Source organism: Streptomyces sp. NPDC093801 (assembly GCF_040701585.1).
Classification (GTDB): Bacteria; Actinomycetota; Actinomycetes; order Streptomycetales; family Streptomycetaceae; genus Streptomyces.
Genome location: NZ_JBFBDP010000054.1, coordinates 1 through 25,880, shown reverse-complemented (window position 1 = coordinate 25,880; position 25,880 = coordinate 1). Strand labels below are relative to the sequence as shown.

The 25,880-nt window shown below is 65.5% G+C and carries 25 protein-coding genes and 3 pseudogenes; 12 read left to right on the top strand and 16 right to left on the bottom strand.

From position 1 onward, the window contains the following. The first annotated feature begins 15 nt into the window (after positions 1-15). The 5 genes and pseudogenes from AB0469_RS38135 to AB0469_RS38115 all read left to right on the top strand — a co-directional run bounded on the left by AB0469_RS38135 (position 16) and on the right by AB0469_RS38115 (position 4,222). Positions 16-1,230, top strand: a complete 1,215-nt coding sequence (locus AB0469_RS38135; protein WP_366456179.1) for an MAB_1171c family putative transporter — start codon at positions 16-18, stop codon at positions 1,228-1,230. Between the two features lie 107 nt (positions 1,231-1,337). Then, positions 1,338-2,819 (top strand): FAD-dependent monooxygenase, encoded by a 1,482-nt coding sequence (locus AB0469_RS38130; protein WP_366456178.1) that lies wholly within the window; start codon positions 1,338-1,340, stop codon positions 2,817-2,819. A gap of 180 nt (positions 2,820-2,999) precedes the next feature. Then, a complete protein-coding gene (locus tag AB0469_RS38125; protein WP_366456177.1) occupies positions 3,000-3,539 on the top strand; it encodes a winged helix-turn-helix domain-containing protein in 540 nt (179 codons plus the stop codon). Beyond that, positions 3,536-3,865, top strand: a pseudogene (locus AB0469_RS38120) (IS630 family transposase); the annotation flags it as partial. The gene AB0469_RS38125 and the pseudogene AB0469_RS38120, both read left to right, overlap by 4 nt. Positions 3,866-3,925: 60 nt before the next feature. Further along, entirely contained in the window at positions 3,926-4,222 is a 297-nt protein-coding gene (locus tag AB0469_RS38115) for a hypothetical protein (protein WP_366456194.1), read from the top strand. A 5-nt stretch (positions 4,223-4,227) separates the two neighbouring features. Here the strand turns inward: AB0469_RS38115 and AB0469_RS38110 are convergent, their stop codons facing one another. The 6 genes from AB0469_RS38110 to AB0469_RS38085 are packed head-to-tail and all read right to left on the bottom strand — an operon-like array spanning position 4,228 to position 10,323. Then, entirely contained in the window at positions 4,228-5,532 is a 1,305-nt protein-coding gene (locus AB0469_RS38110) for a hypothetical protein (protein WP_366456176.1), read from the bottom strand. Beyond that, the gene (locus tag AB0469_RS38105) at positions 5,529-6,584 is read right to left on the bottom strand and encodes a S66 peptidase family protein (RefSeq protein WP_366456175.1); all 1,056 of its coding nucleotides are present in this window, start codon (positions 6,582-6,584) and stop codon (positions 5,529-5,531) included. The genes AB0469_RS38110 and AB0469_RS38105 overlap by 4 nt, the downstream gene beginning before the upstream one ends. Further along, positions 6,581-7,231, bottom strand: coding sequence for an HAD-IA family hydrolase (locus tag AB0469_RS38100; protein WP_366456174.1), 651 nt, complete (start codon positions 7,229-7,231; stop codon positions 6,581-6,583). Before AB0469_RS38100 ends, AB0469_RS38105 begins: the two co-directional genes overlap by 4 nt. A 29-nt stretch (positions 7,232-7,260) precedes the next feature. Further along, complete coding sequence (locus AB0469_RS38095; RefSeq protein WP_366456173.1) at positions 7,261-8,004, bottom strand: Mrp/NBP35 family ATP-binding protein; 744 nt, start codon at positions 8,002-8,004, stop codon at positions 7,261-7,263. Between the two features lie 13 nt (positions 8,005-8,017). Then, entirely contained in the window at positions 8,018-9,268 is a 1,251-nt protein-coding gene (locus tag AB0469_RS38090; RefSeq protein ID WP_366456172.1) for an MFS transporter, read from the bottom strand. Next, positions 9,265-10,323 (bottom strand): phosphotransferase, encoded by a 1,059-nt coding sequence (locus tag AB0469_RS38085; RefSeq protein ID WP_366456171.1) that lies wholly within the window; start codon positions 10,321-10,323, stop codon positions 9,265-9,267. The genes AB0469_RS38090 and AB0469_RS38085 overlap by 4 nt, the downstream gene beginning before the upstream one ends. A gap of 48 nt (positions 10,324-10,371) precedes the next feature. Between AB0469_RS38085 and AB0469_RS38080 the strand changes: the two genes are divergently transcribed. Continuing rightward, on the top strand, positions 10,372-10,809 hold the full coding sequence (locus tag AB0469_RS38080) for an NUDIX domain-containing protein (RefSeq protein WP_366456170.1): 438 nt from the start codon (positions 10,372-10,374) through the stop codon (positions 10,807-10,809). Between the two features lie 57 nt (positions 10,810-10,866). Here the strand turns inward: AB0469_RS38080 and AB0469_RS38075 are convergent, their stop codons facing one another. The 6 genes from AB0469_RS38075 to AB0469_RS38050 form a co-directional block, all read right to left on the bottom strand. After that, complete coding sequence (locus tag AB0469_RS38075; protein WP_366456169.1) at positions 10,867-12,111, bottom strand: hypothetical protein; 1,245 nt, start codon at positions 12,109-12,111, stop codon at positions 10,867-10,869. 80 nt (positions 12,112-12,191) lie between these two features. Further along, positions 12,192-13,499 carry a hypothetical protein gene (locus AB0469_RS38070; protein ID WP_366456168.1) on the bottom strand — a complete coding sequence of 436 codons (1,308 nt, stop codon included), beginning with the start codon at positions 13,497-13,499 and terminating at the stop codon, positions 12,192-12,194. Further along, positions 13,496-14,545 (bottom strand): amino acid--tRNA ligase-related protein, encoded by a 1,050-nt coding sequence (locus AB0469_RS38065; RefSeq protein ID WP_366456167.1) that lies wholly within the window; start codon positions 14,543-14,545, stop codon positions 13,496-13,498. Before AB0469_RS38065 ends, AB0469_RS38070 begins: the two co-directional genes overlap by 4 nt. 95 nt (positions 14,546-14,640) lie before the next feature. Then, positions 14,641-15,546 carry a class I SAM-dependent methyltransferase gene (locus tag AB0469_RS38060; RefSeq protein ID WP_366456166.1) on the bottom strand — a complete coding sequence of 302 codons (906 nt, stop codon included), beginning with the start codon at positions 15,544-15,546 and terminating at the stop codon, positions 14,641-14,643. A gap of 47 nt (positions 15,547-15,593) precedes the next feature. After that, positions 15,594-16,514 (bottom strand): cupin domain-containing protein, encoded by a 921-nt coding sequence (locus AB0469_RS38055; protein WP_366456165.1) that lies wholly within the window; start codon positions 16,512-16,514, stop codon positions 15,594-15,596. Positions 16,515-16,607: 93 nt separating this feature from the next. After that, positions 16,608-16,772 carry a hypothetical protein gene (locus AB0469_RS38050; protein WP_366456164.1) on the bottom strand — a complete coding sequence of 55 codons (165 nt, stop codon included), beginning with the start codon at positions 16,770-16,772 and terminating at the stop codon, positions 16,608-16,610. Between the two features lie 197 nt (positions 16,773-16,969). On the opposite strand from AB0469_RS38050, the gene AB0469_RS38045 reads away from it, so the two are divergent. Together AB0469_RS38045 and AB0469_RS38040 are read left to right on the top strand one after the other, a co-directional pair. Further along, positions 16,970-18,010: a LuxR C-terminal-related transcriptional regulator gene (locus AB0469_RS38045; protein WP_366456162.1), complete on the top strand. Its 1,041-nt coding sequence runs from the start codon at positions 16,970-16,972 to the stop codon at positions 18,008-18,010. A gap of 526 nt (positions 18,011-18,536) precedes the next feature. Next, positions 18,537-18,908, top strand: a pseudogene (locus AB0469_RS38040) (transposase); the annotation flags it as partial. Positions 18,909-18,986: 78 nt separating this feature from the next. Here the strand turns inward: AB0469_RS38040 and AB0469_RS38035 are convergent. The 3 genes and pseudogenes from AB0469_RS38035 to AB0469_RS38025 all read right to left on the bottom strand — a co-directional run. Then, positions 18,987-19,640, bottom strand: a complete 654-nt coding sequence (locus tag AB0469_RS38035; protein ID WP_366456160.1) for a hypothetical protein — start codon at positions 19,638-19,640, stop codon at positions 18,987-18,989. A 230-nt stretch (positions 19,641-19,870) separates the two neighbouring features. After that, on the bottom strand, positions 19,871-20,365 hold the full coding sequence (locus AB0469_RS38030) for a Tn3 family transposase (RefSeq protein WP_366456159.1): 495 nt from the start codon (positions 20,363-20,365) through the stop codon (positions 19,871-19,873). 405 nt (positions 20,366-20,770) lie between these two features. Then, positions 20,771-21,149: pseudogene (locus AB0469_RS38025) on the bottom strand (transposase); the annotation flags it as partial. Positions 21,150-21,335: 186 nt separating this feature from the next. Between AB0469_RS38025 and AB0469_RS38020 the strand changes: the two are divergent. The 3 genes from AB0469_RS38020 to AB0469_RS38010 all read left to right on the top strand — a co-directional run bounded on the left by AB0469_RS38020 (position 21,336) and on the right by AB0469_RS38010 (position 24,560). Beyond that, complete coding sequence (locus tag AB0469_RS38020; protein ID WP_366456158.1) at positions 21,336-21,614, top strand: lactococcin 972 family bacteriocin; 279 nt, start codon at positions 21,336-21,338, stop codon at positions 21,612-21,614. Positions 21,615-21,757: 143 nt separating this feature from the next. Then, complete coding sequence (locus AB0469_RS38015) at positions 21,758-23,872, top strand: hypothetical protein (RefSeq protein WP_366456157.1); 2,115 nt, start codon at positions 21,758-21,760, stop codon at positions 23,870-23,872. Between the two features lie 46 nt (positions 23,873-23,918). Continuing rightward, positions 23,919-24,560 (top strand): ATP-binding cassette domain-containing protein, encoded by a 642-nt coding sequence (locus AB0469_RS38010; protein ID WP_366456156.1) that lies wholly within the window; start codon positions 23,919-23,921, stop codon positions 24,558-24,560. 27 nt (positions 24,561-24,587) lie between these two features. Here AB0469_RS38010 and AB0469_RS38005 read toward each other — a convergent pair whose 3' ends face one another. Further along, on the bottom strand, positions 24,588-25,427 hold the full coding sequence (locus AB0469_RS38005; RefSeq protein WP_366456155.1) for an IS5 family transposase: 840 nt from the start codon (positions 25,425-25,427) through the stop codon (positions 24,588-24,590). Between the two features lie 265 nt (positions 25,428-25,692). Here AB0469_RS38005 and AB0469_RS38000 point away from each other — a divergent pair. After that, positions 25,693-25,880 (top strand): transposase (locus AB0469_RS38000; protein WP_366456193.1); only part of this gene is annotated, 188 nt, incomplete at its 3' end.

Below are 25,880 nucleotides of genomic sequence, written 5' to 3'. Positions count from 1 at the left end.
CGAAGGGTGTCCGCCATGGCTGACCTGGCCTACTACGTGATCGCTTCCCTCCTGCTCCTCACCTTCGCACTGAGGGTGCCCAGACTCCTCAGACACTGGCGTGACCCGCTGGTCCGCTCGGTGGCCGTACTCCTCCCGCTGGCCGCCAGCGTGTTCTTCTTCGCCGCACCGCCGACGATCTCCCAGGTGAACCACCTCACGGGCGTCACCAACTTCTCCGCCCCGCTCGTCTACGCCCTCGTCACGGCGCTGAGCGCCGCCCTCATCAATCTGACGATCACCTGGCGCGGCGGCCCCGAACACCGGCGACGCACCGCCACACGCCGGTGCGTCGCCGTATACGGGGCCGTCATCGGGGTGGTCTTTGTGCTGTTCGCCGCTGGCGATGCCTCTGACGAGCGGCGCCTGGACTTCGACACCTACTACGCCACCGCCCCGTATCTCCGGGAGATGGTCGTCCTTTACATCGTGGCGCACGCACTGGCCTCTCTCACCCTGGCCCGGCTGTGCTGGCGCTGGTCACGCGAAGTCGTCAGCCTACTGCGCACCGGACTGACCATCATGGTGGCCGGCTCCGTCGTGGACCTCGCGTACGCCGCCGCCAAACTCCTCAGTGTCGGAGCCCGATGGGCCGGTCGCGACTGGGACGGGATCAGCACGGCCACCGCCCCGGCACTGGCTTCGCTCGCCTCGCTCGTCCAGTGCGTGGGACTCGCCCTCCCCTCGGTGAGCCAGGCTCTGTCGCATCAATGGCGCCGCTGGACCCAATACCAGCGCCTCAGGCCGCTGTGGCTGGCGATGCGCGCGATCACCCCGTACGAACTAGTGCGAATTCCCTGGTGGTCCTCAATCGGCAAGCGCCACCTGCGACGTACCTGCGACATCCGGGATGGCCTGCGCCTGCTGCCCTACACGGCCGGCCACACAGACCTCTGCGCCCGCACGGCCGCACACGGCCCTGGCGCACTCAAGCCCGGGTCAGAGCAGTACATCCGCTCATTGACCGCCGCCCTGGAGAGCCTTCACGGCGCCCTGGCCCACTCGAGCCCTGACGGTTTCCAATCCCTTCTCGAAGGCGACGAGGGACTCGTGAGGCTGTCCGACGCACTGTGTGCGGTGATGGCCCCGGACGAAGCGGCCCTCCGGCGCGAGCCCTTCCAGGGGCACCCGGCGAAGAACGAACCGCACACTGGCCATCCGCCCGTCGGTGCCGGCCGAGGCGATGGCTGAGCAAGAGACGTCCTGGACCAGCCGGAAGCGTCCTACCGCCCGCCGACCTTGGCCGCATTGCCGGCACTGCCGCTGATCAGACATCCACCCACCGAGAGAGCAGCTACATGACCGACCCTGGCACCACCCCCACCCCAGCGGAGCGGCGACGGGCCATCGTGATCGGCGGAGGCCTGTCGGGCACGCTGGCCGCAGCGGCACTTCGGGAGGCGGTGGACACCGTTCTCCTCATCGAGCACGACGAACTGCCGGACGGTCCGCGTCCACGACGGGGCCTGCCCCAGGCGAGCCACGCACACCTGTTCTGGAGCGGTGGAGCACGGGCGGCCGAGACCCTCCTGCCTGGCGTCACCAGCCGGTGGCTGGCAGCCGGCGCGAACCGCGTCCCGATCCCCAGCGGCATGGTCGGATTCAGCGCCCAGGGCTGGTACCGGCGCTGGAACGCCGAAACCCACTTCCTCATCGCGTGTGGCCGCGACCTCCTGGACTCAGTCGTACGCGACCTCGTCCTCGCTGACGGGAATGTGGAGGTCCTCCACCGGACTCGCGTCGAGGGCCTCACAGGCAGTGCTTCCCGCGTCACCGGAGTACGGATCCGCACGGCCGACGGCCGAGAGGAGACCCTGGAGGCCGACTTCGTCGTCGACGCGAGCGGACGCGGCTCCCGGGCTCCGCAGTACCTGGAGGAACTGGGGGTGGGCCCGGTGCTGGAGCGCTCCATCGACCCCGGCCTGGTATACGCGAGTCGTGTCTTCCGCGCTCCCGAAGGTGCCACGCCCTTCCCCGTCGTCGTGGTGATGCCGGACCCGCACAGTGGCCGGGCGGGACAGGGGGCGACCATCCTGCCGATCGAGGACGGCCAGTGGATGGTCACGACGATGGGGACCCGGGGCGGTGAGCCCACCGGCAGGGCCGAGGACTTCGAGGCCTTCGCCCGGGGCCTGCGCCATCCCCTCATCGGCGAGACCATCTCCCGTCTCGAGCCGCTTACAGGTGTCGCGGTCAGCCGGAGCACCCGCAACAGGCGTCGCTACTTCGAAGACGTCAAGAACTGGCCGGAGCGATTCGTGGTGATCGGCGACGCCATCGCGGCGTTCAATCCCGTCTACGGCCACGGCATGTCCGTTACCGCTCAGGCCGCGCTCGCGCTCCGGAACGCGGTGGCCGCCCACGGGATCGACGTACCCCGCCTCGCACGACACGTCCAGCGGACCGTGGCCAAGCCGGTGTCCGCGGCCTGGGAATTGGCCGTGGGGCAGGACGTCTTCTTCCCAGGCCTCCAAGGCGGAGGCCCGCGCCGGAAGGACAGGCTCCTCGCAGCTTATGTGAACCGCCTGATGGAGACGAGTTGCGGTGACCTCACCATGGTCAGGGACGTCACCGACGTCACCTCTCTCCAGGCCCCGTTGACCACCCTGGTCAAACCCCGCGTCCTCCTCGGCGCCCTACGCGGACCCAGGCGCCCGCCCTTGGCCGGTCCGCCCCTGACGTGCCGGGAACTGGATCTCATGCGTGGGGGAGTCTCCGGGCACTCCTGCAAGGGCAGACCAGAAGCCTGCTCCTGCGAGAACCACGACGGAAGCGACTGAACTTCAGGAGGGGCTTACATGCGTGAGTGTGCGCGACACGAGTGGATCATTAGCCGCTGTCCTCGGCCGCCTTCAGCGCAAGCGGTGCTCGACAGCATCTCGGTCGAGCTTTTCTACTGACCTTGAAGTCGTCTTGTCATAGGGGCTGACGGTTGGTGATCCTCGCGGTATCCCGGGTGTATGAGGTATCCGCAGGGTGGGGGTCTGACCGCGGAGAGGCAAGCGTTCCGTGAGCGGGTCCGGATGGAAGCGGTCGCCATGTTCACCGACGGACGGGGCAGTACGGAGATCGCGAAGGAGTTACGGGTCAGCGTCCGGTCGGTCCAGCGGTGGAGGCGGTCCTGGCGGGAGGTCGGCCAGGACGCGGTCCGTTCCCGCGGCCCCGCGTCCCGTCCGAAGCTTAATGACCGGCTGTTCGCGGTGCTCGAGGAGGAGCTGGCCAAGGGACCGGCCGCTCACGGGTGGCCGGACCAGCGGTGGACGCTGGCCAGGATCAAGACGCTGATCGGCCGCAGGTTCCACAAGTCGATGACGCTGTCGGGGATCTCGCAGATGCTGCGCAGGCATGGCTGGAGCCACCAGGTTCCGGCCCGTCGCGCGGTCGAGCGTGATGAGGCGGCGGTGGCCGGCTGGGTGAAGGACGTGTGGCCACACGTGGAACCACCGCGGCGGCACTCGGGGCCTGGATCGTCTTTGAGGACGAGGCCGGATTCTCGATGACGCCGCCGACCTCCCGCACCTGGAGCAAACGCGGCAGCACACCGATCATCCGGGTCCGCGGACGTTCCCAGCGCCGCTTCTCCATCGCCGCCCTGTGCTGCTACAAACCCGGGATGCGCTCGCGCCTGATCTACCGGCCCAAACGACACACCGATCACAAGGCCGGTGGCCGCAAGAGCTTCGCCTGGACCGAGTACCGCGACCTCCGCATCGCCGCCCACCAGCAACTCGACGGGCCCATCGTCCTCGTCTGGGACAACGTCCACAAAGACCGCCGCATGCGGGCCTTCATCGACGCACAGGACTGGATCACCGCCTACCACCTGCGGTTGCGCACCGTTGCCCTCTACGGAGTCCAGACGAGCTGCGCGATCGCACCGAACCGGATGCTGGCAACCATGGCCTCTGCCGTTACCCCGCCCGGCGCCACCACCGTCATCGAGCAGGCGGACGTCGACCGCTGGCTGCGGCCGCGGCCCGTCGCAGCCCTCTACGGCGTCGGCCCGGCCACTGCGGCCAAACTGCGCACCTACGGCCTGCACACCATCAGCGACATCGCCGACACCCCACTGTCCACCCTGATCCGGCTCTTCGGCACCGGCGCTGCCGCGCTCTCCGCCACACCAGGCCGGCAAGTGGACGGTCGATTCTGGGGCTCGACGAGGACGCCGGGTTGCTTATGAAGTGGTCAGGTCGCCGACGTCAGGCCTTCACCCCACGAGCGGAGCTCTGCGGGAGATGCGTCATTAGGAATAGCGACGATCTGGGAGAGGAACCAGTCAAGGACATACTCGATCCTCTTTTCCACGGCCTCGTCGGATTCGGCGTGGATCATCACTTGGCCAGCCTTGATTAGCGTGCTGCCGAGGGATTCCGACATGCGGAATCCGATAGGAAGATCGATTCGCGCGAACCGTACGTCTGGCAGAGCCTGCAGATCCTCCACGGTCGGGCAGGCAAAGAGCGTGCCCGGGATGATCGGGAGAAATGCACTGCCGACCGATCCGGGCTGGACCTCCTGATGAATGACGGGGGCTTCGCCAAGCGCGGACTGTACCGCACATGCAGCAAGGCTGACCCCGAACTTATAAGCCACCTCCTCCTGTGTGATCGCCCCACCTCGACGGGCCGCGCACTCCCCGAAGACGAGCCGGTCGGAATCCCGGTCGTAGAACAGCTCCATGTGAAAGACCCCGGACTTGAGGCCGAGGGCCCGCAGCGAATCCTGGACGAGGGAGGCAGACCGCTCGTACGCCCAGGAATTCACGACCGGATCGAGTACCGACACCCGCATCGGGCGGTTGCCATTGAGCGCGGTCAGGCAAGTCTCGCCATACGTGCTCACACTCATGAAGATCACATGGTCATCATGCACCACGCCATTGATCTGCCACTCCTGGCCACGCATGAACTCCTCCAGGACGAAGCTGCGCTGCGGGTGCCCTCCCGGACGGAATTTCTTGGCGAACTGCAGGAGTTCTCTCGTCGAGCACACCTTCGCCGTGGCGCTGGCCCCTGCGCCAGCAACCGGCTTGATCACCGCTTCAGAGAAAGGGAACTTGAAATCCTCGCACAGCTCGCTGATGTCGTCGATGGCGCGGAAGTCAGCCACCGGGACGCCCGCCGACCTCAGGATCGACTTCTGGACCGCCTTATCACGGAAATTGATCGCTGTGTCCATGGCCATGGACCGTATGCCGAAGTGAAGCGCCAGCGCGGATGCGGTGACGACCGCCCCTTCGTCACTTGTGTACACACTGCTGAAGGCCCGTCCGTCGATTCCCGACCGCGTCAGGGCCGACAGGATGGACTCAAGGCTGTGCTGGTCCTCGACGAAGAGCTGCGTGACCTCTGGGGCGATGGGGTGTAGGCCGAATTCCTTCGCCGAACGTCCGTAGACGACCGTCACATCGACGGAAAGTTCTCCGCAAGCACGCAGGACGTGCTTGTCCGCGCCGATGAGGAGGATGGACTTCTTCGCTGTGTGGTTCACGGGTGGCTCCGGTGATAAGGGATTACTGCTGGCTCTTCGAAGGTGAGAAGCGGGTGGGGGGAATCGAGTGAGTCTTCTGATGCTTCGAGGGTGACGACGATGCCGTTGGGCACGCAGATCATGGGATCGGTGTGGCCAATGTCCAGGTCCGCGACAACCGGTCCCGGAAAGTCCCGGAGGGCGTCGTGGAGCGTGGCGATGAGGAGCGCGGAGGACTCCCCTGTTGCCGGAAACCGCCCGAGCCCGAGGCCGACGGGCGCTGTCAGTAAGCCGGTGTGCCGCAGCTGGGTGAGCTGGGCGGCGAGCCGGGAGGGCGATGGGTCTCCGGATTCGAGCAGGACGACGTGTCCCGTCAGGTCCGGCCAGTAGCGGGTGCCAGCGAGCCGTAGCAGGGTGTCCAGGTTGGCGGCGAAGACCGGCCCTTGGGCTGTGCCCGGCTTCACCACCCGAGGGCCGTTCGCCGCAACGAGCGCGCGCGGTTCGTCGTCGGGGCCCGACCAGTCACCGCGTACATCGGTCCACTGCGTCGAAGGGGCGATTGGACCGGAGGGCCGGGCCTCGCCCAGGACCTTCCGGAAGGAAGCCAGCGTGTACGGGAGACAGCCGCCCACCTCGCCGAACTGGGGCATGAACTGGGGGCCCATGACTGTGGTCAGGCCTGTGCGTGACCAGACCGCGGTGAGCAGTGCCGTCGTGTCGCTGTACCCCACGAGAATCTTGGGGCGCGACGCTATGAGGTCGTAGTCGACTAGGTCCAGCAACTCGTTCGTGTTGTTGCCGCCTACCGTCGCCAGAACGGCATCCACCTCGGGGTCCGCCCAAAGGCAGTGCAGGTCGTCGACTCGTTGCCGCGCGGATCCTGCCGTAAGGGGGCCTGTGGCGAGGGCGTTGGGCGCCGGCTTCAGGCGGAAACCCTCTCCTCGGAGAAACCGGGCCGCGCGGGCTGTGCGTGCCGGGAAACGACCCGCTTCGTCGGACGAGGGGGCGAAGATCCCGATCGTCCCGCCGGGACGAAGCGCCGGGGGCAGAATGCGCGTAGGGGCTTGGGTCACGGAGTCACCCTCTGCTGGCCAGCCGACGACGGGATCGAGGCGAGTGCCCTGCGGAGGGACTCATGCCCGTGGTAGAGGACTGCGGGCATGCCGAGCCGGCGTGCCCCGTCGACATACTGCTGGGTGTCGTCGATGAGCAGGCACCGTTCCAAGCTCACCCCGGCCCGTTGGGCTGCGATCCGGTAAATCTCAGCTGAGGGCTTGGCGTAGCCGATCCGGGCCGAGTTGACCAGCAGGGGCAGGTGCGCGGTGACACCGAGGAGGCTCAGGTCGCGCTCCAGCCGGTCGGTGCCATTGCTGACCAGTACCACCGGAATGGATTTGGCCGCGGCCGCGAGCAGCTGGACGACAGTGTCGTCCACCATTCCCATGGGATCCATCCAGGTACCCATGATCTCCTTGGCAAGGCTGGGCATGCTGAGGCTCGCGGCCAGTCGACCGGCGGCCTCCACGCACCATTCGTCGGCGGTGATCCCACCGGTCACCACTTGGTGCAGCAGCTCGGGATCGAGAGCCGCCGCGGCTATGCGGCCTTGCGGGATGCCGTGTTGCTCTTCGAGTCGGGTGGCGTGCGTGGTGTCGCGCAGCCTGACAACTCCGTCGATGTCGCAGAGGAGGGCGGCAGGGCGGGCGGACAGGACGTCCATGCAAATGTTCCTTTGCTCGGGACAGGATGTCAGCAGGGGGATAGGGGCCGCTGTTGAAGGCGGTCAGCGATCTTCTCGACCAGCGGTCGCAGCGCTTGGGCCAGCGGATCTGAGTGGCCGGTGAGCGGGCTCATGGGCAGGCGGACGAATGCCGCCTCGGGGAAGATCGCGTGCACGTGCTGTCCTGCGTCGCCGGGGAGCGGGGGGAAGGAAAAGGCGCACGAGGGGCAGGCGACGGAGGCCATGTTTTCCACCACCGCCGTGACCGGAACGTCCGCGTCGAGCAGCATCCGGGCTGAGCGGCGCACATCGGCGAGGGAGAGGTCCTGTGGCGTCGTCACTACGACGGCGCCCAGACACGTAAGTTCGGAGAGTATCTGCATCTGTATCTCGCCGGTGCCTGGAGGCATGTCCACCACAAGGACGTCAGCGCGGGTCCAATCGGTGTCTTGGAGGAGTTGCGATAGCACTCCGCGCATGAGCGGTCCACGCCAAACGTAAGCGTGGTCGGGATCTGCGATCAGGCTCGTCGATGCGATCTCAACTTCGTCCCGGACGGCCGGAACGATGCGCCGTCCACGGACAGCGAGGCGCTCCTCGATGCCGAAGAGAGTTGCCGCACTGGGGCCATGCAGATCTGCGTCCAGATAGCCGGTGCGGACGCCAATGGCGGCCAGTCCGCGGGCAGTCTGTGCGGCGATGGTGGACTTGCCGACTCCTCCCTTGCCGCTCCATACGATCACCGCGGGGGGAAGGGGGGGCGCAGCCTTCATGTCCGGGCTCCTTTCAGGGGGCCGATGAGCCGATCAGGGGGTCAGGGAGCCGATCTCGGTACATGGTTCGCAGCACGACTGGAACCGCCGCGCCGGCCAGAGTGGTGATTGCGGCGAGCAGGAACCAGCCCGGCACTCCCCAGCGCATTGCGCACAGTAGGACGAGTGGCGGGGCGAGGATCTGGGCCAGGCTGGTTCCGATGCCGAAGATCCCTTGGTATTGCCCTTGGTCGCTGTCGGGGGCCAGGCCGAAGGCAAGCCCGGAGGCGCCGGCGGAGTGCCACAGTTCGCCGACGGTGTAGACCACGAGGGCGAGCAAGAGGACCAGTGCTGCCGGGAGGAGCGAGACACTGGCCGTGGCGGCGAAGAGTAGACATCCGGCGCCCACGGCGAATCCGGCATGGCGCATACGCCTCGCGGCCACGGTCACGTCCTCGGTCCCATTAGCGGCCCGTAGCTGGAGTGCTGCGACCAGCACAGTGTTGAGAGCGAAGGCCGCTGCGCTTGTCCACGTGGGCAGCTCGGTTTGCTGGGTCAGCCACAACGGCAGTGCCAAGGTGAGGACGGGATAGTGGAGTGTCACCAGGCCGTTGAGCGCGGTCATGGCCCAGAATGGGCGATCACGCAGCGCCTTCATCTTCGTCCGCTCACGGCTTGCGGAGATGGTCGTGACAGTTGGCATCAGCAGGTTGAGGACGGCAGCCACCGCGTAGGTGGCCGCGTTCAGGAGGATGCACACGGCATAGGTACGAGGGGTGGCTTCGTTCAGGGCCAGGGCGCCCAGCCCTGCACCGGTCGCCGCGCCCAGGTTGAACGCCCGCCGTACAGCCGCACGGGCGCGGACCCGCTCCGCGCCCTGGAACAATCCCGCCAGCATGGCACCTCTCACCGCGCTGCCGCCGCGCTCCAGGACCATGACGGCCGAGGTGATGCCGAGGAAGAGCCAGAAATCGTGAGCGAACAGGAACAGGGCCGTCGCGAGCGCTTCCAGGCACAGGACCCAGATCGTCACCCGGCGTGCGTTGTGCCGGTCGGCCAGCCGCCCCACAGGAGCCGCCGCCACCATCCCGACGAGTCCCGACAGAGCAAGCCCGAGACCCACCTGGTCCGCAGAGAGACCGGCGCTGCGAACCAGATAGACCGCCTGCACCGTGAGCCAGGCCCCAGTGCCGACGGAATTTAGGAGCGTGGCGGCCGAGAGCAGCGTCAGCGGACGGCGCCACGGGGCCACGTCGGAGGGCATGAGATCGGTGCTGGTGGTCATCGAGTGCTTCCTGCGGTGCGGGAGAACAGGTGCTGTACGTCCTCTTGGATTCCCTTCGCCCAGGCGAGCAGCCGGCCGGCCGACCCGGGCTCGTAGTCGCCCCGGATCAGACCGAGGCACGCGATCTCCAAGGCCACTGCGCCAGCCGCGAATGCGGCGCATTCTCGTTCTCGGGTGCTCAGGGAGCGGACGGATTCATAAGATGCCAGCATTTCTTGTGCGCGAACCCGCGGAAGCGGATCGGGAATGTCGGCGGCGAAAGTGGTGGAGTCCCTGGCGTAGTGCACGCAAGAGAAGGTGAGAACGGCCTCCATGACGTCTCTGATCACGGGCCCCAAATGAGCATTGTCGAAGTCCAGGACAGCCGTGACTTCTCCCATTTCGCTGAACACGAGATTCCAGGGACTGTAGTCACCGTGGACAGCCCGGCGCGGCAGCTCCTCCCAACCCAGTTGTGCCGCCTGCATTTCCCAGGACCTCAGGACTTCCTCGACCTCGTCCATCACTTCCACGAGGGCGGATGCATCCGGGAACGATTTGCGCGCCAACCGGGCGTGTTCGACGGCATCCTGAAAGGCGTCGGAACGTGGCCCCTCATCGGGTCCCGGCAGGGAGTGCAGGGTCGCGAGTGTAGCCGCTGCTGCTCGGTACTCCTCTGGTCGTGCCTGGTAGCGGGATCCCTGCACGTACTCGAAGAGGATGAGACGGGCACCTCCTGACCGCAGGACCTGGGCGCTCTCTGCGGTACGCAATATGCCGGGCACTCTGAAGGATGCCGCCGACAGTGCGTTCTGCCAGGCGAGGGCGAACTCGACGGTCTCATCGTCGCAGTACCATGGCACCTGCTTGAGAAAGAGCCATCGCCCGTCGGCTTCGAGAATCATCTTCTTGCTCGTGGCGGAACGGACGTCTACGAGTGTGCAGTAGTCACCGTCAAGCAGGATGGGGCAGAGGCGCAGGCTCTGCGCGATGCCGTAGCCGTGAGCTAGTTGAGCCAGCAGCGATTCGTCAAAGTTGAAGTACTCCGGCTGATAGGGCTTTTTGAGAATTCCCACTGAATGAACCTCTTGCTAAGGCTTCTTGGATCGATCTAGGATGCGTCCATGGAAACGTTCATCAATGTAGATGTCGCCCTTCACGACGGCGACGAGTGGACCCTTATCGTCCGAAGCGAAAAGGAAGAGCATGCGGCTGGCATGCTGTCGCTGGTCGGCGGGACCTTTGACGAGACGAGCCCGGCCTCCGAAGCGCTGGAGGCGACCGCACGCCGTGAGGTGGCCGAAGAGATCGGTGTTGAGCTGACCGGCCCTCTGCAGTACGTGGAGTCCACGTTCTTCGTCAGTGACTCGGGCGATCGGGTTCTCAACATCGTCTTCATGTGCCCCCTTGGCGATCAGAAGCCGGTAGTGAAGGCCCCGGACGAGGTGGCAGCCGTGGTGACGCGCACCCTGGCCGAGCTGGAAGCCGATGCAGCCTGCCCGGCGTGGACGAAGCAGAGCATCCGTGCCGCGCAGGCACTGCGTGCCGAGTCCCGAAGCTGATCACCTCCTGGAATCCTGCTGCTGTTCGGCCGGCCTCAGCGCCCGGCCGAACAGCACTCAGACGTCCGGGGTCAAGCTGAGGTCGTAGCCGTACACGGCCTTTGCCGCAGCACCGAACTCCGCCGGACCCGTTACAAGTTCTGGCATCCGACCCGCTCTCAGGGCCATGACCGTCGGCGGCCTAGGCCCCCACACATGGGCAAACACAGTCGTGTACGCCCCACAGTGCAGCAGGGCCAGCGGTGTGCCCGGCTCGGTCGTGGGAAGGGCCACATCACCGCACATCACCGAGGGGGCACACGTTCCGTCACCAATCCGGGAGAGCTGCCGACGCTCGCCGTCTCGTACCGGGACGGGCAGATACTCCGCACCCGGCACAGGGATCAACGTGTTGGTCGCCAGGTCCACCACTTGCCAGGTGACGGGCCCCCTCTGCCTTCGCGCTCGCACTCGCGACAGGCCGATGGCGGCATCGGCCGACACATAGCGGCCCGGTTCAACAACCAGCCGGAAGGGATACGGCACAACCGCCAACTCCCGCGCGGCAACCTCGGCAAACATCGACAGGGGAAGGCCCCGTGCCTCGAGCACCGACCGGGTGTCGAAACCTCCGCCGATATCCAGGATCTCGAACCGGATGTCTCGCTGCTCGTACGCCTCCTGGACCACCGCCGCGAAACCGGCGACGAACACGCCGTAGTCCGCCGGCGAAGCCGCTCGGGTGAACTGGTGCCCGTGCAGCCCGCGAAGGTTCAGCCACGGGTGCTCAGACACGGCGTCACACAATCGCCAGAACTCGCCGTCGTCAACGCGGTTGCCGAGCTTGGAGTCCAGCGGCATTGCGTTGTCAAGCCCCTGTGGCATGGGAGGCACGACTCGGACAGCGATATCCAACTGCCGACGCAGGTGCGCGGCCTCGGCAGCGAGCGCCTCGAAGTCATCCCAGGAGTCCAGGACGTGAAGAGCTCCCGATGCCGATACCCCGCGGCGCAGATAGCTCCGGTCCCTTCCGAGCCCGTTGACCACGAGAAGGTGGTCCGGGAAACCTACCTGCTCCGCAATCTGCATCTCTGCGTCGCTCATCACCTCAACGCCCGCGCCCGCTTCGAGTGCCGCACGGGCGATGGGGGCGTAGTAGCAGGACTTGAGGGCGTAATGCACGGACACGTCCGGGAAGAACGTGCCGAAGGCCGCGCGGACGCTGCGCACGTTGTCCGCAGCGCGCTCGGGCAGAAGCAGGAGTAGCGGCGAACCGTGGTCGACCAGCAGGCTCTCCGCGTCGTGCCCGAGGATGCTGAGCACGCCCTCAGTATCGCGCGAGAGGTAAGGAAGCGTTCGCTCATTGGCCGCCGGGAAGAAGGGATCACGCCAATCCACCCCGCTCATGAGACCTTGCCCTCAGCGGCGCGCAGGAACCGTGGAGGCAGGCCGGACGGAGCCTGCTCGCTGGTTACCACTCGCTCGGCAAACCACGTCAGGACCCGGGTCTGCTCGGCCCGCAGCTCTTCCAAGGTGGGGGCGTGCTGGACAGCCAGGCCCATCCGCATGTTCACATTTGCGGCGCTGGGGCCCATGCCGAACCCGACAGGTGTCTGGACGATCGCGTCCACCACGCCAGGCTGCAGCCGGAGATCCTCCGTGGACGGGCATTCGACCAGTGTTCCGCCGACGGAAGGGAAGAACACACTGCCGAAGTAGCCCGGCCGGGGCTTCCCCTTCTGGCACCCCGCAGGCAAACCGCACCATGCGCGGAGATGTTCCTCGGTGAGATTCACGCCAAACTTGGCAGCCACCGTTTCCGGGATCAGCCCGCCACCGGGCCGGACGGCGCACTCGCTGAAGACGAGCCGGCCCGTCTCCACCTGGTGGAACACCTCCAAATGGAACACCCCGTCCTGGATGCCCAGTGCGGGCAGACAGTCGGCCAGGTAGCTCTCCATCAGGGCGTACGCCCACGCCTCGTTATCTGGGTCGAGGACCAGGATGCGGATGGCGGTGCCCTTCTGGATGTGCCAAACCGGTTTCTCGTACATACCGACCGAGAAGAACTCCACGACGCCGTCGCGAACCACCCCGTCGATCTCCCACTCGTCGCCGGGGACGAACTCCTCCAAGACAAAGGTGTGACGGCCGGACCGGAGCGCAAGGTCACCAACGCACTCGACAAGTTCGCTCTCGTCACGGGCCACCCGCGTGTACGAGGTGCCCACTCCGTCGATCGGCTTAAGGACAACGGGGAAGCCCATGGCAGGGGGCCACTCCGTGCCGAAGTGAACGTCCTCCATGTCGTCGATCACCCGACTGGCGGCCGTGAGATGCCCCATGCCTCGCATGCGCTCCTTCTGCAGGAACTTGTCGCGGGCTCGGACGGCGGTGTCCAGCGGCAGCCCCGGGGCACCGAGGACCTGCGCGATGAGGGCGCAGACCACCACGGAACTTTCGCCGCCGGGGCAGACACCCTGATAGGGCAGGTCACTCAGCCCCGCGCGGGCGAGCGCCGTGAGAATGCTCTCCGCGTCGGAGGGACGCTCGGCAAACACGGCGCGCACGTCGGGTGCGAACTCGGGCATAGCCCAGTCCTTGTCGCCGGGGCCGTACACCACGACTGGCGACAGACCCAGTCGGCGGGCGGCGTCGACGAGGTGGTTGCGCCATCCGATAATCAGTACAGGAGCTTCCCCAGCGGTCACGGGTTGCACACCTGGCCGTTCGCGCGGTTGAGCAGCTGCATGTCCCGGATGTCCCAGTGCTGGAGCACCCACATCATGAAGCGTTCTACGCCGAGACCGAAGCCCGAGGTCAGCTTCGGGTCCTGCTCACGCATCGCCACGTACCAGGCGTAGTCCTCCTCCGAGACCTGATGCAATTGCAGAGAGCTGCGCACCTGATCCGCGGTGACATGCCGCTCACCAGCACCAACCACCTCACCCATGCCGAACAGGAGGTCGCCGTTGCGCGCCAGTCGCTGACCGTCCTCGAACGCCTGGTAGAAGGGGACCGCAAGGTGGTCGTAGTGGGTGACCCACACGTAGCCGCCACAGTGCTCGATCAGCCGCCGCTCTCCGGCGCGGGTCAGGGTGCGCCACTGGCGCCCGTCCTGCTTTTCCACCTGGATGTAGTGGGGATCGGTGCCCAGGAATGCGGCCGCCTCGTCGAACGTCATCCGCTCGAAAACGGCCCCTTGGCCGACGACCTCTTCAAGATGGGCGGTCGTGCCGGCCGTGGCACGCACCACGTCCGGGCACAGGTCGAGGACACCACGGCACAAGGCGCGCATGTACTCCTCGACGGTGGCGGTCACCCGGTTCAGATCGCCGGGGATCTCCGCCTCGCTGTGGTAGAACTGGCACAAATGCGTCTCATCGGCATTTTCGCCTCGGAACGAGGGCATGAGGTAGTAACAGCCCGCGGGAGTCATCCGGGTTCCGAACTCGAGCAGGAACTGCATGGAGTCGGCGAGATAGGTCCGGGCGCCGAGCAAGTCAACCGGAACGGGCTTGGAGTCGCTGCCCAGCCCCATCGGAGAGGAGACCGAACCCGTTGTGACGGGCAGGTGGATGGCTCGTACGGAACGCTCGGCCCAGAAGGCCGTCGAGGTGACGGTGATGGCGTTCTGCAGCTCGATCAGGGCACGCCCCCAAGGAGAGGCCATGAGCTTGAGATAGCGCTCGGGGTCAAACCACTGGGTGGGCGGTGCGGTAAGGGTCTGCGAGGTGGAGAGATTTGCGGTGATCATCCGTGCCGATTCCTTGTTTCACGTGTGGCGTGTCGAGGTGTTACGTGGAGAGGGGCCGAATGCGGCGACGGGAGTGCGCCCGTCGCCGCATTCCTTCAGTTCCCCTGCACGAACGCCTTCTCGAAGTAGGGATCCCAGCTACCGGCGGTCAGGAAGAGCTCGGGCTGCTCCTCATCGCCCGGCATGGGCCGGCGTAGGGTCAGCTCCATGAAGCCCAGATGGGCGTGGTTACGGTTGAAGATCGACATAACCTCGTGCCAGCGGTTCCGGACGCGGAGGCGGTCAGACTCGCTCACCTGCGGGAGCCGGTCGGACGAACAGAGCGCATCGGCATAGGCCTCCACGACCTTGTCGGGCCGGGCCACCAGATCAGTCGTCTCCAGGTCGTACAGCTCCCACTCCGCAGGCGCCAGGACCTTCAGCCAGTCCTGCAGACCGTAAGGCGGGACGTCGAAGCCGAGTACGTCGCGCAGGTCCGTGAGCAGCTGCTCATCCGGGGCTTTGCGGTAGTAGAGGTTGGTGACCGAGACAAATCCGTACGGGCGCAGCACCCGGAGGTATTCACTCAGCGCGGTCGCGCGGTCCTGGACGAAGGTGTTGGCTCCGCCGCAGACGATCACGTCAAATTCGGCGTCGCCGAAGGGAATGGCGCAGGCGTCACCCACGGAGAAGGAGAGCCGGTCGGCGATGCGCTGAGGCAGCTGAGACCGCTTCCGGTTGGCCTCGGCCACGGCAGCTGCGTTGACGTCGATTCCGACGGCGGTGCACCCGGTGATCTTCGCAAGTTCCATCGAAGTGAAACCGGTGTTGGAGCCGATCTCCAGGACGCGCGTGTGGGGCCCGATGCCGAGCCGTGTGGCGATGCGCCGGATGGTCCGCTTCCCTCCAGGACAGCGGTTCGTCTCTCGTACCAGAGACAGCAGGTCGACGTAGGCGAGTTCGTCGCCGACAGTCGACGCGTGGCCGACCTCGGAGTGCGCCGTATCCGTCACGGTTGTCATGGTTGTCCCCCTCCAGTTGTCCAACAGATTTCTCGGGCTCGCCCAGGTCAGGCGCGGTCCGCCTCGCCATGCAGACCCGCGTCGGTGATGAGTGACTGGGCCAGTTCCACCGAGCTGCCGGTGGCGAGGTCGGCGCGCAGCTTGTCGAGTAGCCCAGCGAAGACGGCCTCGGCGGACTGCCGCTGATCGGCGGCGCCGCACACTCCGTAGGCGTAGTCACGCCATGAAGAGTCCTTGATCAGCCGCTTCTCCAGGGCACGGGTAAGTACCGAAACCCAGTGGGGGCCCTTCATGACGATGTTGAGCTGAATACACTCGCCGACCGCCCTTGTCTGGTGCCACAAGCCGCGCGGAATGAAGACCAGTCCGCCCGGAGTCATCTCGATCTCCGGCGCGTCCGCTGCCATGCTGGAAGGGAAGGGCACCTCGTCAGCAAGTTCCAGCTGGGTGTCGTCGACCTGGTCGAGCGTGCTGGGCAGGCAGATGTTCGTCTGGTTGCGGATGTGCTCATTGGGCATGAAGCGCCAGTGCTTGGTTCCCTTGAGGAGCATGGCGAAATTGACGTCGTAGTCGCTGTGCATGCCGACGCCGCTCTCGGCCGTCGAGCAGAAGATCTCTCCGGTAAAGGAACCTTCAGGCATGCCGAGTTCCGCGGTGACCGAGGTGACGAGCTCGGCGATCTCGGGAACGTAGCGCTCGACACGGCGGAGGTAGCAGGTGTGCCCCGTACGATAGTGCTCCAGCGCCGCAGGACCGCTGTCGGCCTCCGACCAGAATCCGTCCGGCCGCATGAGCGAAACGCGGTCGGGATACGACTGGAGGACCGTTTCTCCTGACTCCATGAGCGGAAGGTTCTTGATCTTGGCGACGCGATCTTCCCCGCCCGGTATGGTCAGCGGGCGCCGAGGCCAATAGCCGTCCAAGAATTCCTTCTTGCCGAGAGGGGAAACCACGGACTGCAGGTTCATACGTGTCCTTCGCCTAAAAGGTGAGCGTCATGGGCGGAATACTCCACTCCGCGAGTAATGAGTCCCGTCAGGGATGGAGAATTCGGGGCGGGGCTAGTCCCACCCCGTGTCCGGCTGAAGGGACGTGCCGGTGCTCACCTGGATCCGGCTCGTGGACGCGACGGTCACGGCCGGTGCATCGCCGGCGGTCTCCGCGACCACGTTGACGACCGAAGCGAGGACCGCCACGGAGAGTAGCGTGCGGATGAATGTGCGCATACTTTTGACTCTTTTCTGCATGAACGGGCGGATGCCTCCCCGACGAAGTTCATGAGATCCTCATGCCCCGTCCACATCCGCGCCGTGTCAGCTTCACCTCTCAGGCATCCGAGTCCTAGCTTTGACCAGTGACATCTCTCTGCCTTCGACTGGCAGGATGTTGCAGGTGTGATCCTTATGACCTTTATGATCACCAAGTGCAAGATCCGATGAGCGACCAAGAGTCAACCCATGTCGACGATGCGGCGATCGCCGTGTATGTCCACACAGTGCGCAATGGACGCTTCCACAGCCAGGACACTCTGGGTGGTCGACTGACCGAAGAGGAGGTCGAACGCGCCGTGGAGAAGCTCGTCTGCCTCCAGGCGCTGCGCCTCTTGGATACCGCTGCGGACACCTACTACACGGCCGTGGATCCCGAAGTGGCGTTCCGACGGTCGTCGGCACCCCTCGCGCAGCGCATCGAGGCGCTCTCGGACGCCAGGGAACGGCTTCAGCAGGATCTGGCGCTTCTCAAGCCCGCCTTCGAGAGCGCCAGGACAGAGCAAGAGCGCAGCGACATCACCGTGGTGATGGATCCCATGGAAGTCACGGAACGCCTTCGGCGGGAGACGGACAACTGTGTCAGCGACGTAGTGACCGTCCAGCCCGGCGGAGGACGCAGCGCGACCACACTGGAGGCTGCGAAGGAGCGCGATGTGAGCATGCTGGAGCGCGGCGTCGAGTTCCGCATCCTCTACCAGCACACAGCACGCGGGAGCATTCCCACAGGGTCGTACGTGCGCACGCTCACACAGGCCGGAGCGGAAGTCCGCACCATTGAAGAGCTTCCCGAACGGCTCTTCATCTTCGACCGCCGCCTGGCGGTCATCCCAGACCGCCGTGCGATCACCAAGGTTCCGGGGGCAGTCTTCATCACCAACCCTCCGGTCGTCGCCTTCCTGCACTCGGTCTTCGAAAGCAACTGGTCGAAAGCGTCGCCTTGGCGGCCCACCGCCGTCGGCTACCAGGAGGCCATTGATGATGTGAAGCTGTCCGTCTTGCGACTGATGGCCATGGGCTACACGGATGACGTCGTGGCCCGACGCCTCGGGGTTTCGGTACGGACCTGCCGCCGACACATCGCCGACCTCATGGGAGAGATGGGGGCCACCAGTCGCTTTGAAGCTGGCGTAGCAGCAGCCGAGACCTTCGGAATCAAACGAGCCCCGGATATCGAACGCATCGACGACGAATGAACCTTCTATGTCGGAGAGCGTGTCCTCTGTGGCGACGCTGGGCTTGATCCGTTTCCTCACCCACCTTCGAGGCCGTCCGCAGCCGCCCACAGCCCGGACTGCTCTGTCCAGCCGCCGTCGAGGTCAAGTCGGCCGCCCAGGGCGGCAAAGCACCCCGCGCCGCCACGTGTGTCTTCGTCTGGGCGTAACACCCAGCATTGCCGCTGCGCAGTCGCCCGCGCTTGTCGCGCCGTGGAGCGCCTACCAACCGGACGGCTGCCTGGGCGGGCTGCTGCCGGGCATCTGGCAGGTGTGAGCAGACCACCGCGCCGGTCCGAACGACCGCCTGTGCTACGGCGCCACCGCCACATCTCCCTCCAGTGAACAGCAGCTTCATCTCGTGTCGAAGTGGCCGGCCAACGGCCGAGGGGACCAACAGCTATTGAGAGGACGTTAAGTCCGATCTTCCTCGGTTCGTGATCGCTCGATCGTGGTACTGATCGCCATGCCGGACATCCGCTGGGCATGTTCATGCTGAGATGCGGCCATGGAGAGAAAGCCACACCCCAGCGACTTATCGGACGAGCAGTGGGCGTTGATCCAGCCGATGATCACGGCCTGGAAGCAGGACCGGGTGGCACGGTCGGCGACCGGGGATCCCGGGGCCTGCGACCTGCGGGAAGTCGTGAATGCGATCTTCTACCAGAACCGGACGGGCTGCCAGTGGCGCTACCTGCCGCATGACCTGCCGACCTGGTCGGCGGTGTTCTACTACTTCACTCTGTGGCGCCAGGACGGCCTCGACCAGCGCATCCAGGAGCTCCTGCGCTGCCAGGTGAGGGAGAGAGCCCGCCGATTAGAGGACCCGTCCCTCGTGATCATCGACACCCAGTCCGTCCGCGCGGCCGCCGGTGTTCCGAAGACAGCGCAGGGCTGACTCCGCACCAATCCGAGGGGAGCCGACGTCCGCTGCGGATGTCTGCTCCCCTCGGCGCTTCTACTGCTCCGGATCGACAGTGGGGCGGTAGATGGCTCGATCGGCGTCGACGCGGTCGATGACTCCGTCGGCGGCGAGGTCGCGGAGGATCTGGCGGGCGCGCTTCTCGTCGATTGTGTGGCCGATCTCGTGGAGTGCGGCGACGGAGCGCTGGGCGTCCCACTCGCCGCCTTCGGCGGTGATCGCCTCGGCGAGGCAGTCCTTCTGGCTGGCGAGTTCGCCCTGCTGGTGGGAGGTGACGGCGGCCTGGAAGGCGGGGAGGGCGTCGTTACGGATGCGGTAGCCGGCGACCTTGCCGAAGCCCGGGCCCTCGGCAAGGACGGGCGAGACCTGGCCGGCGATCCACCAGTTGCGGCGGACGCCGCGTTTCAGTGCGGCCTTGAACGCGCCGCTGCTGCCGGTGAGTTTGCCGTCGCCGTTGGGGCCGCGCAGGACATCGGCCGGAACATAGCCATCCTCGCGTGCCGAGGCCTCGCGCAGGATGCGCTGCGCGGTGGTCGGCAGGGAGAGGTAGTAGCGGGATGCTGTTTCCGGGTCAGCCCAGTCGGTGGCTGGCCCGGCGGTCTTCAGGCTGCTGGCATGACCGGCGAGCAAGGCCAGGAGGGCCTTCTGGAAGGCGGGATCGGGGTCCTCAACGATCAGGTGGAGTTTCACGTCATCCCTTTGCTGGAAGAGGCGAATAAGAGCGCACCTTGCGGAGGAACCGTAGCGGGGTAGAGGCTCGACAAGCAAGCCTCTACCCACGTTATTTACGCTAGATAAGACGAGATGGGAGGAGTCGCGCGCGGATTACTCACGCGGCCGGGTGAATCGTGTGGCGACACCGTGCACCACAGGTGTTGCACCGGCTATCGTCGTCCCGACCACTTCTGAGCTGCGTGAACTCAAACCGCACGCTCGCGGCGCCCCGGAGAATGGTCGGCGACTTCGACTGCTCTGGCGAGGACATCGAGCGCGACTGGGTGGAGCGGACGGGCTGCTGGAGCTCGGTGACCCGGGCGCTCCCGGCGCTTGGCTCGCGGACCGCGCCTGCTGTGCCGAGCACGGCCAGGTGGAGCCGGCCGCTCCCGCGCTCGCCGTGGACGGACGTGAGGATCAGTGGACATCACCTTCTCCTGCTCGACGGGGTCGTCGTCGGCGAGGACGCAGCGGTTGCCGAAGCCGAGCCACTGGGAGAAGCCGTTGAACGCCTCGACCTTGTTGGTCGCTGCGGTCACCTGCCGGCGCAGCGAGGCGTCGGAGAGGTAGGGCAGCAGTTGTACGGTGCGGATCACGCGGCCGACCTCGCGGAACGCGGCGTATGTGGCGCTCTTCCGCAAGCCGGAGCGCAGCCGCTTCAGCAGCGTTGTTGAGGAGATCGCCCCTTCATGTACGGACATGGCTACCCGCATCCGGCATAGCGTTTATCTACATTCCATTGCAACGAATGAACGTTCTCGTTGCGTTAACTTCAAGTCCATTGCAACAATTTATCGCAGTCGATCTGCAGAAATGGCGAATGCTGGCCCCTCAAAGCTGTACGCACTTTGTGTGGATTAAGAAGAAGATCCCGATATTTAAGCCACATAAATCCCGCACTGCAGGGCGCTGTTTCGTGCGCTGGCCTGCAGTGAAACTGCACTATCACAACTTTTTGAGGAAATTGCCCGCCGGTCCGTGTAGTTCCCGGCAGTAGTCGATTACAGGCCATCGTTGACGGCCTCGAACGCGGCCGGTATCTTCATGATCGCTTCGCCAGCTGTCATTTCTGGAGTCTGTCATTCATGCCAGGAAAAGATAGGAAAGTGGATCTTCGATCCGAACTTGCTCCGATCGACAGGATTCGGACCCATCGGGCTCCCCTTTCGGGGCTCGCATGTACACCGAGTCGATCGCGCAGTGGGGCCAAGTCCAGCTTGCCGTGGGCGCCGAGCTCATCCAGCACCCGGTGGAGCGTGGTCCAGACCCGTGCCTTCGCTCACTCTGTGAAGTGCCGGTGAGCCGTTGCCCCCGACGGCCCAAGCGGCGCGTGGGTAGCTGCTGCCATGTACAGCCCAAGGTGGCGACGAACATGATCGTAGCGAGCGCCCCTGTCGCCATGGCGACGCCGACCGCACCCTGAGGCCGCGAAGGCGCCTCGGGCACCGCCCGCTGGAACGGCGCCCCCAGCCCATCCGGCACCAGTCACGCAACAATCCCCACCACGACTGACAGGCAACCCAGGCATCCAGGTGAGGCGACTCTTCAACTACTGACAGTGACGATTGGTTGCATCTCGTTACGAGAGCTGTCTCACATCGCGCCAAGTTGATCTTGGATGAGTGTGCTGACATCCTCCACCTGTAAAGATCACATAAATGAAGGAAGTCCATGAGACTCAAGACAACTCTCACTGCCGTGGCCCTCGTTGTGGCCTCCGCTACTCCGGCGCTGGCCACGGTGGTTAACACCGGTGGCGGCAAGTGGGACTACGGCGTTGGCAGCGGGATAGTGTGGTCGAACTACTACCACAATATTACCTGCCATTCCTCTTCTGTTCAGGGTGACTACTGGTCCTCGAGCGGTAACGTCGGGGCCGGGGAGTGGTCCTACGCCTCGGCGACGGACAAGTGGGCGGGTAACGAATCGTACTGGTCCAAGGGCTGCTGAGTAGGTACCCTTCGCGGCCCCGCGGTTTCTCGGTAGTCGCCCCCAGCTGTGGGGAGCGAGCAAGGCCCCCACAGCTGGGCTTGTTGAAGTTCATCCCACGTTTCTCAACTTCGCGCTCCCTGAGTGCCCGGCCTAGGTAATCGATGCTGCACCGAGGTATTAAGTTCACCCACGCCGCTGTGCTGGCCTTCTCGGCTGTAGTGTCGTTTCTGATGCTGCGGGGCCTGGACGAGGACTGGGTGCTGGGCCACTCCGCCCTGGTATGGGTTACCGATTCAGACGACTCGATGCGCGGCGAGCAGGTCGCCCAGGTGATTGCGTCGTTCGCTGCTAACCACAGGGTCACGGTGGCACGTGAGGTGCCCGATTTGCATGATCCCGATAGCCTTCGGCATCTATATCTGGCCCCAGGTGGCCCTGGTGCCGATGCGGCGTCATGGCTGGACGAGGGTTACTCGGCGTTCGACAGGGATTACCGCACGGATGTCCACCCGATCGCTGAGATAGGACAACGGGACCCGCGGGGCATGTACTACGTGTTCGGGTCGCCCCAAGACGCGCAAGCTCTGGTAGCCGAGTTCGCCCGTTGCGGCTTGAGGGGGAGCATCGCCCATCCGCTCTCGTTCGCCGCCCTGTCCGGTTTCTACACCGGCACCGACCTGTACTGGTCAGTCTTGGTAGTTGCACTCGCTGCGGTAACGATGACCGGCGCGAGCGTGCTGCTCAATGCCAAGGCATACGGCGTCTTGCGGCTGCAGGGTAAGTCCTTCGGCGAGGTCATACTTCGGGATCTGCGGCAGCTGGCAGTCTTCTGGGCGGTCGCAGCCGCCGGAGTAGCCAGTGTCGCGCTGACCTTCCTAGGCTTCTACAACGGGCTGGCCTGGCTTGGCTTCTTCGCCTCCGTGGCCGCCGGCGTTGCCGCTCTGCTCCTCCTGTTGATGCTGGCCGCACATGCGGCCGCGCTTGCCTTGACCTTCAACACCGAAGTGCTGCGAGCCCTCAAGGGCGAACTTCCTGCCCGGGTGGCGGCGCTCTGCGCCTACCTGGTACGGGTCCCCGCGCTACTGCTCGCGCTCAGCATCGCCTCATCCGTTGTCCTAGCCGGCCAGGACGTGGTGTCGCGCCAGGACAGCCGCGAGGCATACGCCAAGGTGGGCGACGCCACCGCCATCCGCCTCAACGGCAGCCTGGGCCACGAGACATCGCAGATGGAAGGATCGGTGGGCCAGTGGCTCCGCCGATCCGATGCGAAGGGGAAGATCATTGTCGTCGGCCGCCGAGACCTCCAAGGCATCGCCCCGCATGAGCACCTGCCCCAGGGTGAGCTACTGATCGTCAATGAAACGTTCCTCGCCAACCAGCCGATCCTCGACCCCATAGGACGGCGCTACACCCCAGCAGCGAAGGACGGAAACAAGTCTTCAGACGCCCGGACGGTGCGACTCATCGTTCCTGAATCCCTCACCGCCCATGCGTCGGCCATCGCCGCGAAGATTCCCGGGCTACTGAGCCCGACCAATCCGAAGCTCATCCGGCAAAACCAGGTAGAGACGCTCCAGTCGAAGAGTGGTCAGACTGTCTTCGGCTACAACCCTGGTAACCAGACATTCAGCGCCGTCCGCAACCCGAAGCAGGACCGCTCCCTGCTGCGCGACCCAGTTCTTGTCGTGGTACCCAACGGTTCAACGTTCCTCACCGACAATGCCTACACAGCGTTCGCCACGCAGGGCGGGGTAATCTTCCCAGACCCCAACGACGTCGTGGACGGGATCGCAGAGAACAAGCTGCAGACCTATGTAACAGCCGTGCGTCCGGTCGGGCAGGACGCTGCCCTGCAGCTCCGTGACGCCGTCGGCGGTTTCCGGCTGCAGTTGTTTAACCTCGTCGTAGCCCTGGCCGTGCTTCTCATCACCGGTGTCGGGGTCTGCATCGTCTATTCACGCAAGAACGCTCAGGCGATCTTCGTCAAACACATCAGCGGCTGGAGATTCACCTCCACACACCGCTCGGTCCTCGCCATCGAGGGTCTCCTCGCCGCACTCCTTGCCGTCTGGGTCCCGTTCCACGCGTGGCAGCAAAACCAGGACTTGGCGCAGTACGCGGCCCTGGGCATCCCCGCGCCCCGGCCAGCCGTCCAGATCACAGCGTTGGACCTGGGCCTCACCGCCGCACTGGTCTCCTTCGAGGTCACGGCCGTACTGATCTCGCTGGCTGTCTTCCACCGCCGCATCGTCAAGGAAGGGGCGACCGAAGCGTGAGCCCCGCCCACGCCCGCACCCCCTCAGCTTCAGCAGGAGCACCGCAGTGATCGATATAGACAACCTGTCGAAGTCCTTCGGCCCTCGGACTCTTTGGTCCGATGTCACCTTGACCGTCAGCCGCGGCGAGATGCTTGCCCTCGTTGGCCCCAGCGGATCGGGCAAGTCCACTCTCCTCAACTGCCTGGGTCTGCTTGATGAACCCAGTGCCGGGGCGATCCGACACGAAGGGAAGGACATCACCAAACTCAACCAGCGCGGGGTCCGGCGGTTCCGTCGCGACGTCCTTGGCTACCTCTTTCAGAGCTACGCCCTGATCGAGAATGCCACCGTCACTGCCAATCTGGACATCGCCATCAGGCCTCGCCGATCCGTCAGGGGCAAGGGAGGCGTCACCATCGCCGAAGCACTCGACCGCGTCGGCCTCACAGGGCGGGAAAAGGAGAAGATCCACCACCTCAGCGGCGGTGAGCAGCAGCGTGTGGCGCTCGCCCGGCTGATGGTCAAACAGCCAGCCCTCGTCCTCGCTGACGAGCCGACCGGCGCCCTCGACCAGGGCAACACCACCATGGTCGTCGACATCCTCCGGGAGATGAGCGTCGCCGGATGCGCTGTCGTCATCGCCACCCACAACGACTACGTGCGTGACCGGTGCGACACCATCTTCGCCGTCAATGAGGGTCTCTAACTGGGCGTTTCATTCCTGATTTGTGGTTCACGTCCCGCGCCAGGACGGGGTGGCTTCTTTGGCCAGTCGGCGGGTCATGAGGTTGATCATCGCGACGTGGATCATGGCTTCGGAGCGGGCTGGGAGGGCTTCGTAGTCGCGGGCGAGGCGGCGGTGGTTCATGAGCCAGCCAAAGGTTCGCTCGACGACCCAACGGCGGGGCTGGACCACGAACCCTCTGGTCGTGGGGTTGCGCCGGACGATCTCGACGTCGATGCCGAGGGCGGCGCCGTGCTCGATGACGGCGGTCTTGTAGCCCATGTCGGCCCAGGTCTTGCGTACGGTGGGGTGCTCGGCGGCGACCGCGGTCAGCAGGCGCTGGCCTGCGGTGCTGTCCTGGACGCTGGCGGCGGTGACCAGGACGGTCAGGAGGAGTCCGATCGTGTCGGTGACGATGTTCCGCTTCCGGCCGGCGATCTTCTTTCCGACGTCCACGCCCTGGGTGGCGCCGGGGACGTTGGTGGAGGTCTTGACGCTCTGGGAGTCGATGATGCAGGCCGTCGGCTCCGGATCGCGGCCCTCGCCGGCGCGGACCCGGCGGCGCAGGAGCCCGTTGAGCTGCTCGAACACGCCGTCGCGTTGCCATCGGGCGAAGTAGGCGTAGACGGTTTGGTGGGGCGGGTAGTCGTGCGGGAGGTAGCGCCAGGGGATGCCTGTGCGGTCGACGTAGAGGATCGCGTCGAGGAGATCTCGCAGGTCGTGCTCGGGCGGCCGGCCGAAGGCGAGTGCACGTGCGGTCCGGGCCTGGCGCCAAGCTGCCAGGGTCGGTTCCACCAAGGCCCAGCGAGCGTCGGACAGGTCGCTGGGATACTGTCGACGATCCGTCATAACCACGGCATACTGCGGGATCGCCGTTCTGGCCAGGGACCGCGGGGCCGAGCGGGCAAATGCTGATCCACTCGGCCTCCTGGAACGAGACGGAACGAAGTGCGCAATCCCGGCGGGCATGCGTACGCCAGCATCACTCCTGCCACCCCGGCCACCAAAGTCACCGCAGGAGAGCCGGTCGGACACCCCCAGAACCGACACGAAACACCGATTTCAGAGACAAAACGCCCAGTAAGAGGTCATCTCATTTGGGCAGTTGGGTAGGCTGTCGGTCGTGGCGGGGATTGTTGAGCGGCTGGTGCCGGATGAGTTGTGGGAGCCAATCCAGCGGGTGGTGCCGGATACGCCGTCGCGGCCTCAGGGTGGTGGCCGGCGTCGGCATGGCGACCGTGAGGTACTCGCGGCGATCGTGTTCGTTGCCACCTCGGGCTGTACCTGGCAGCAGTTGCCCGC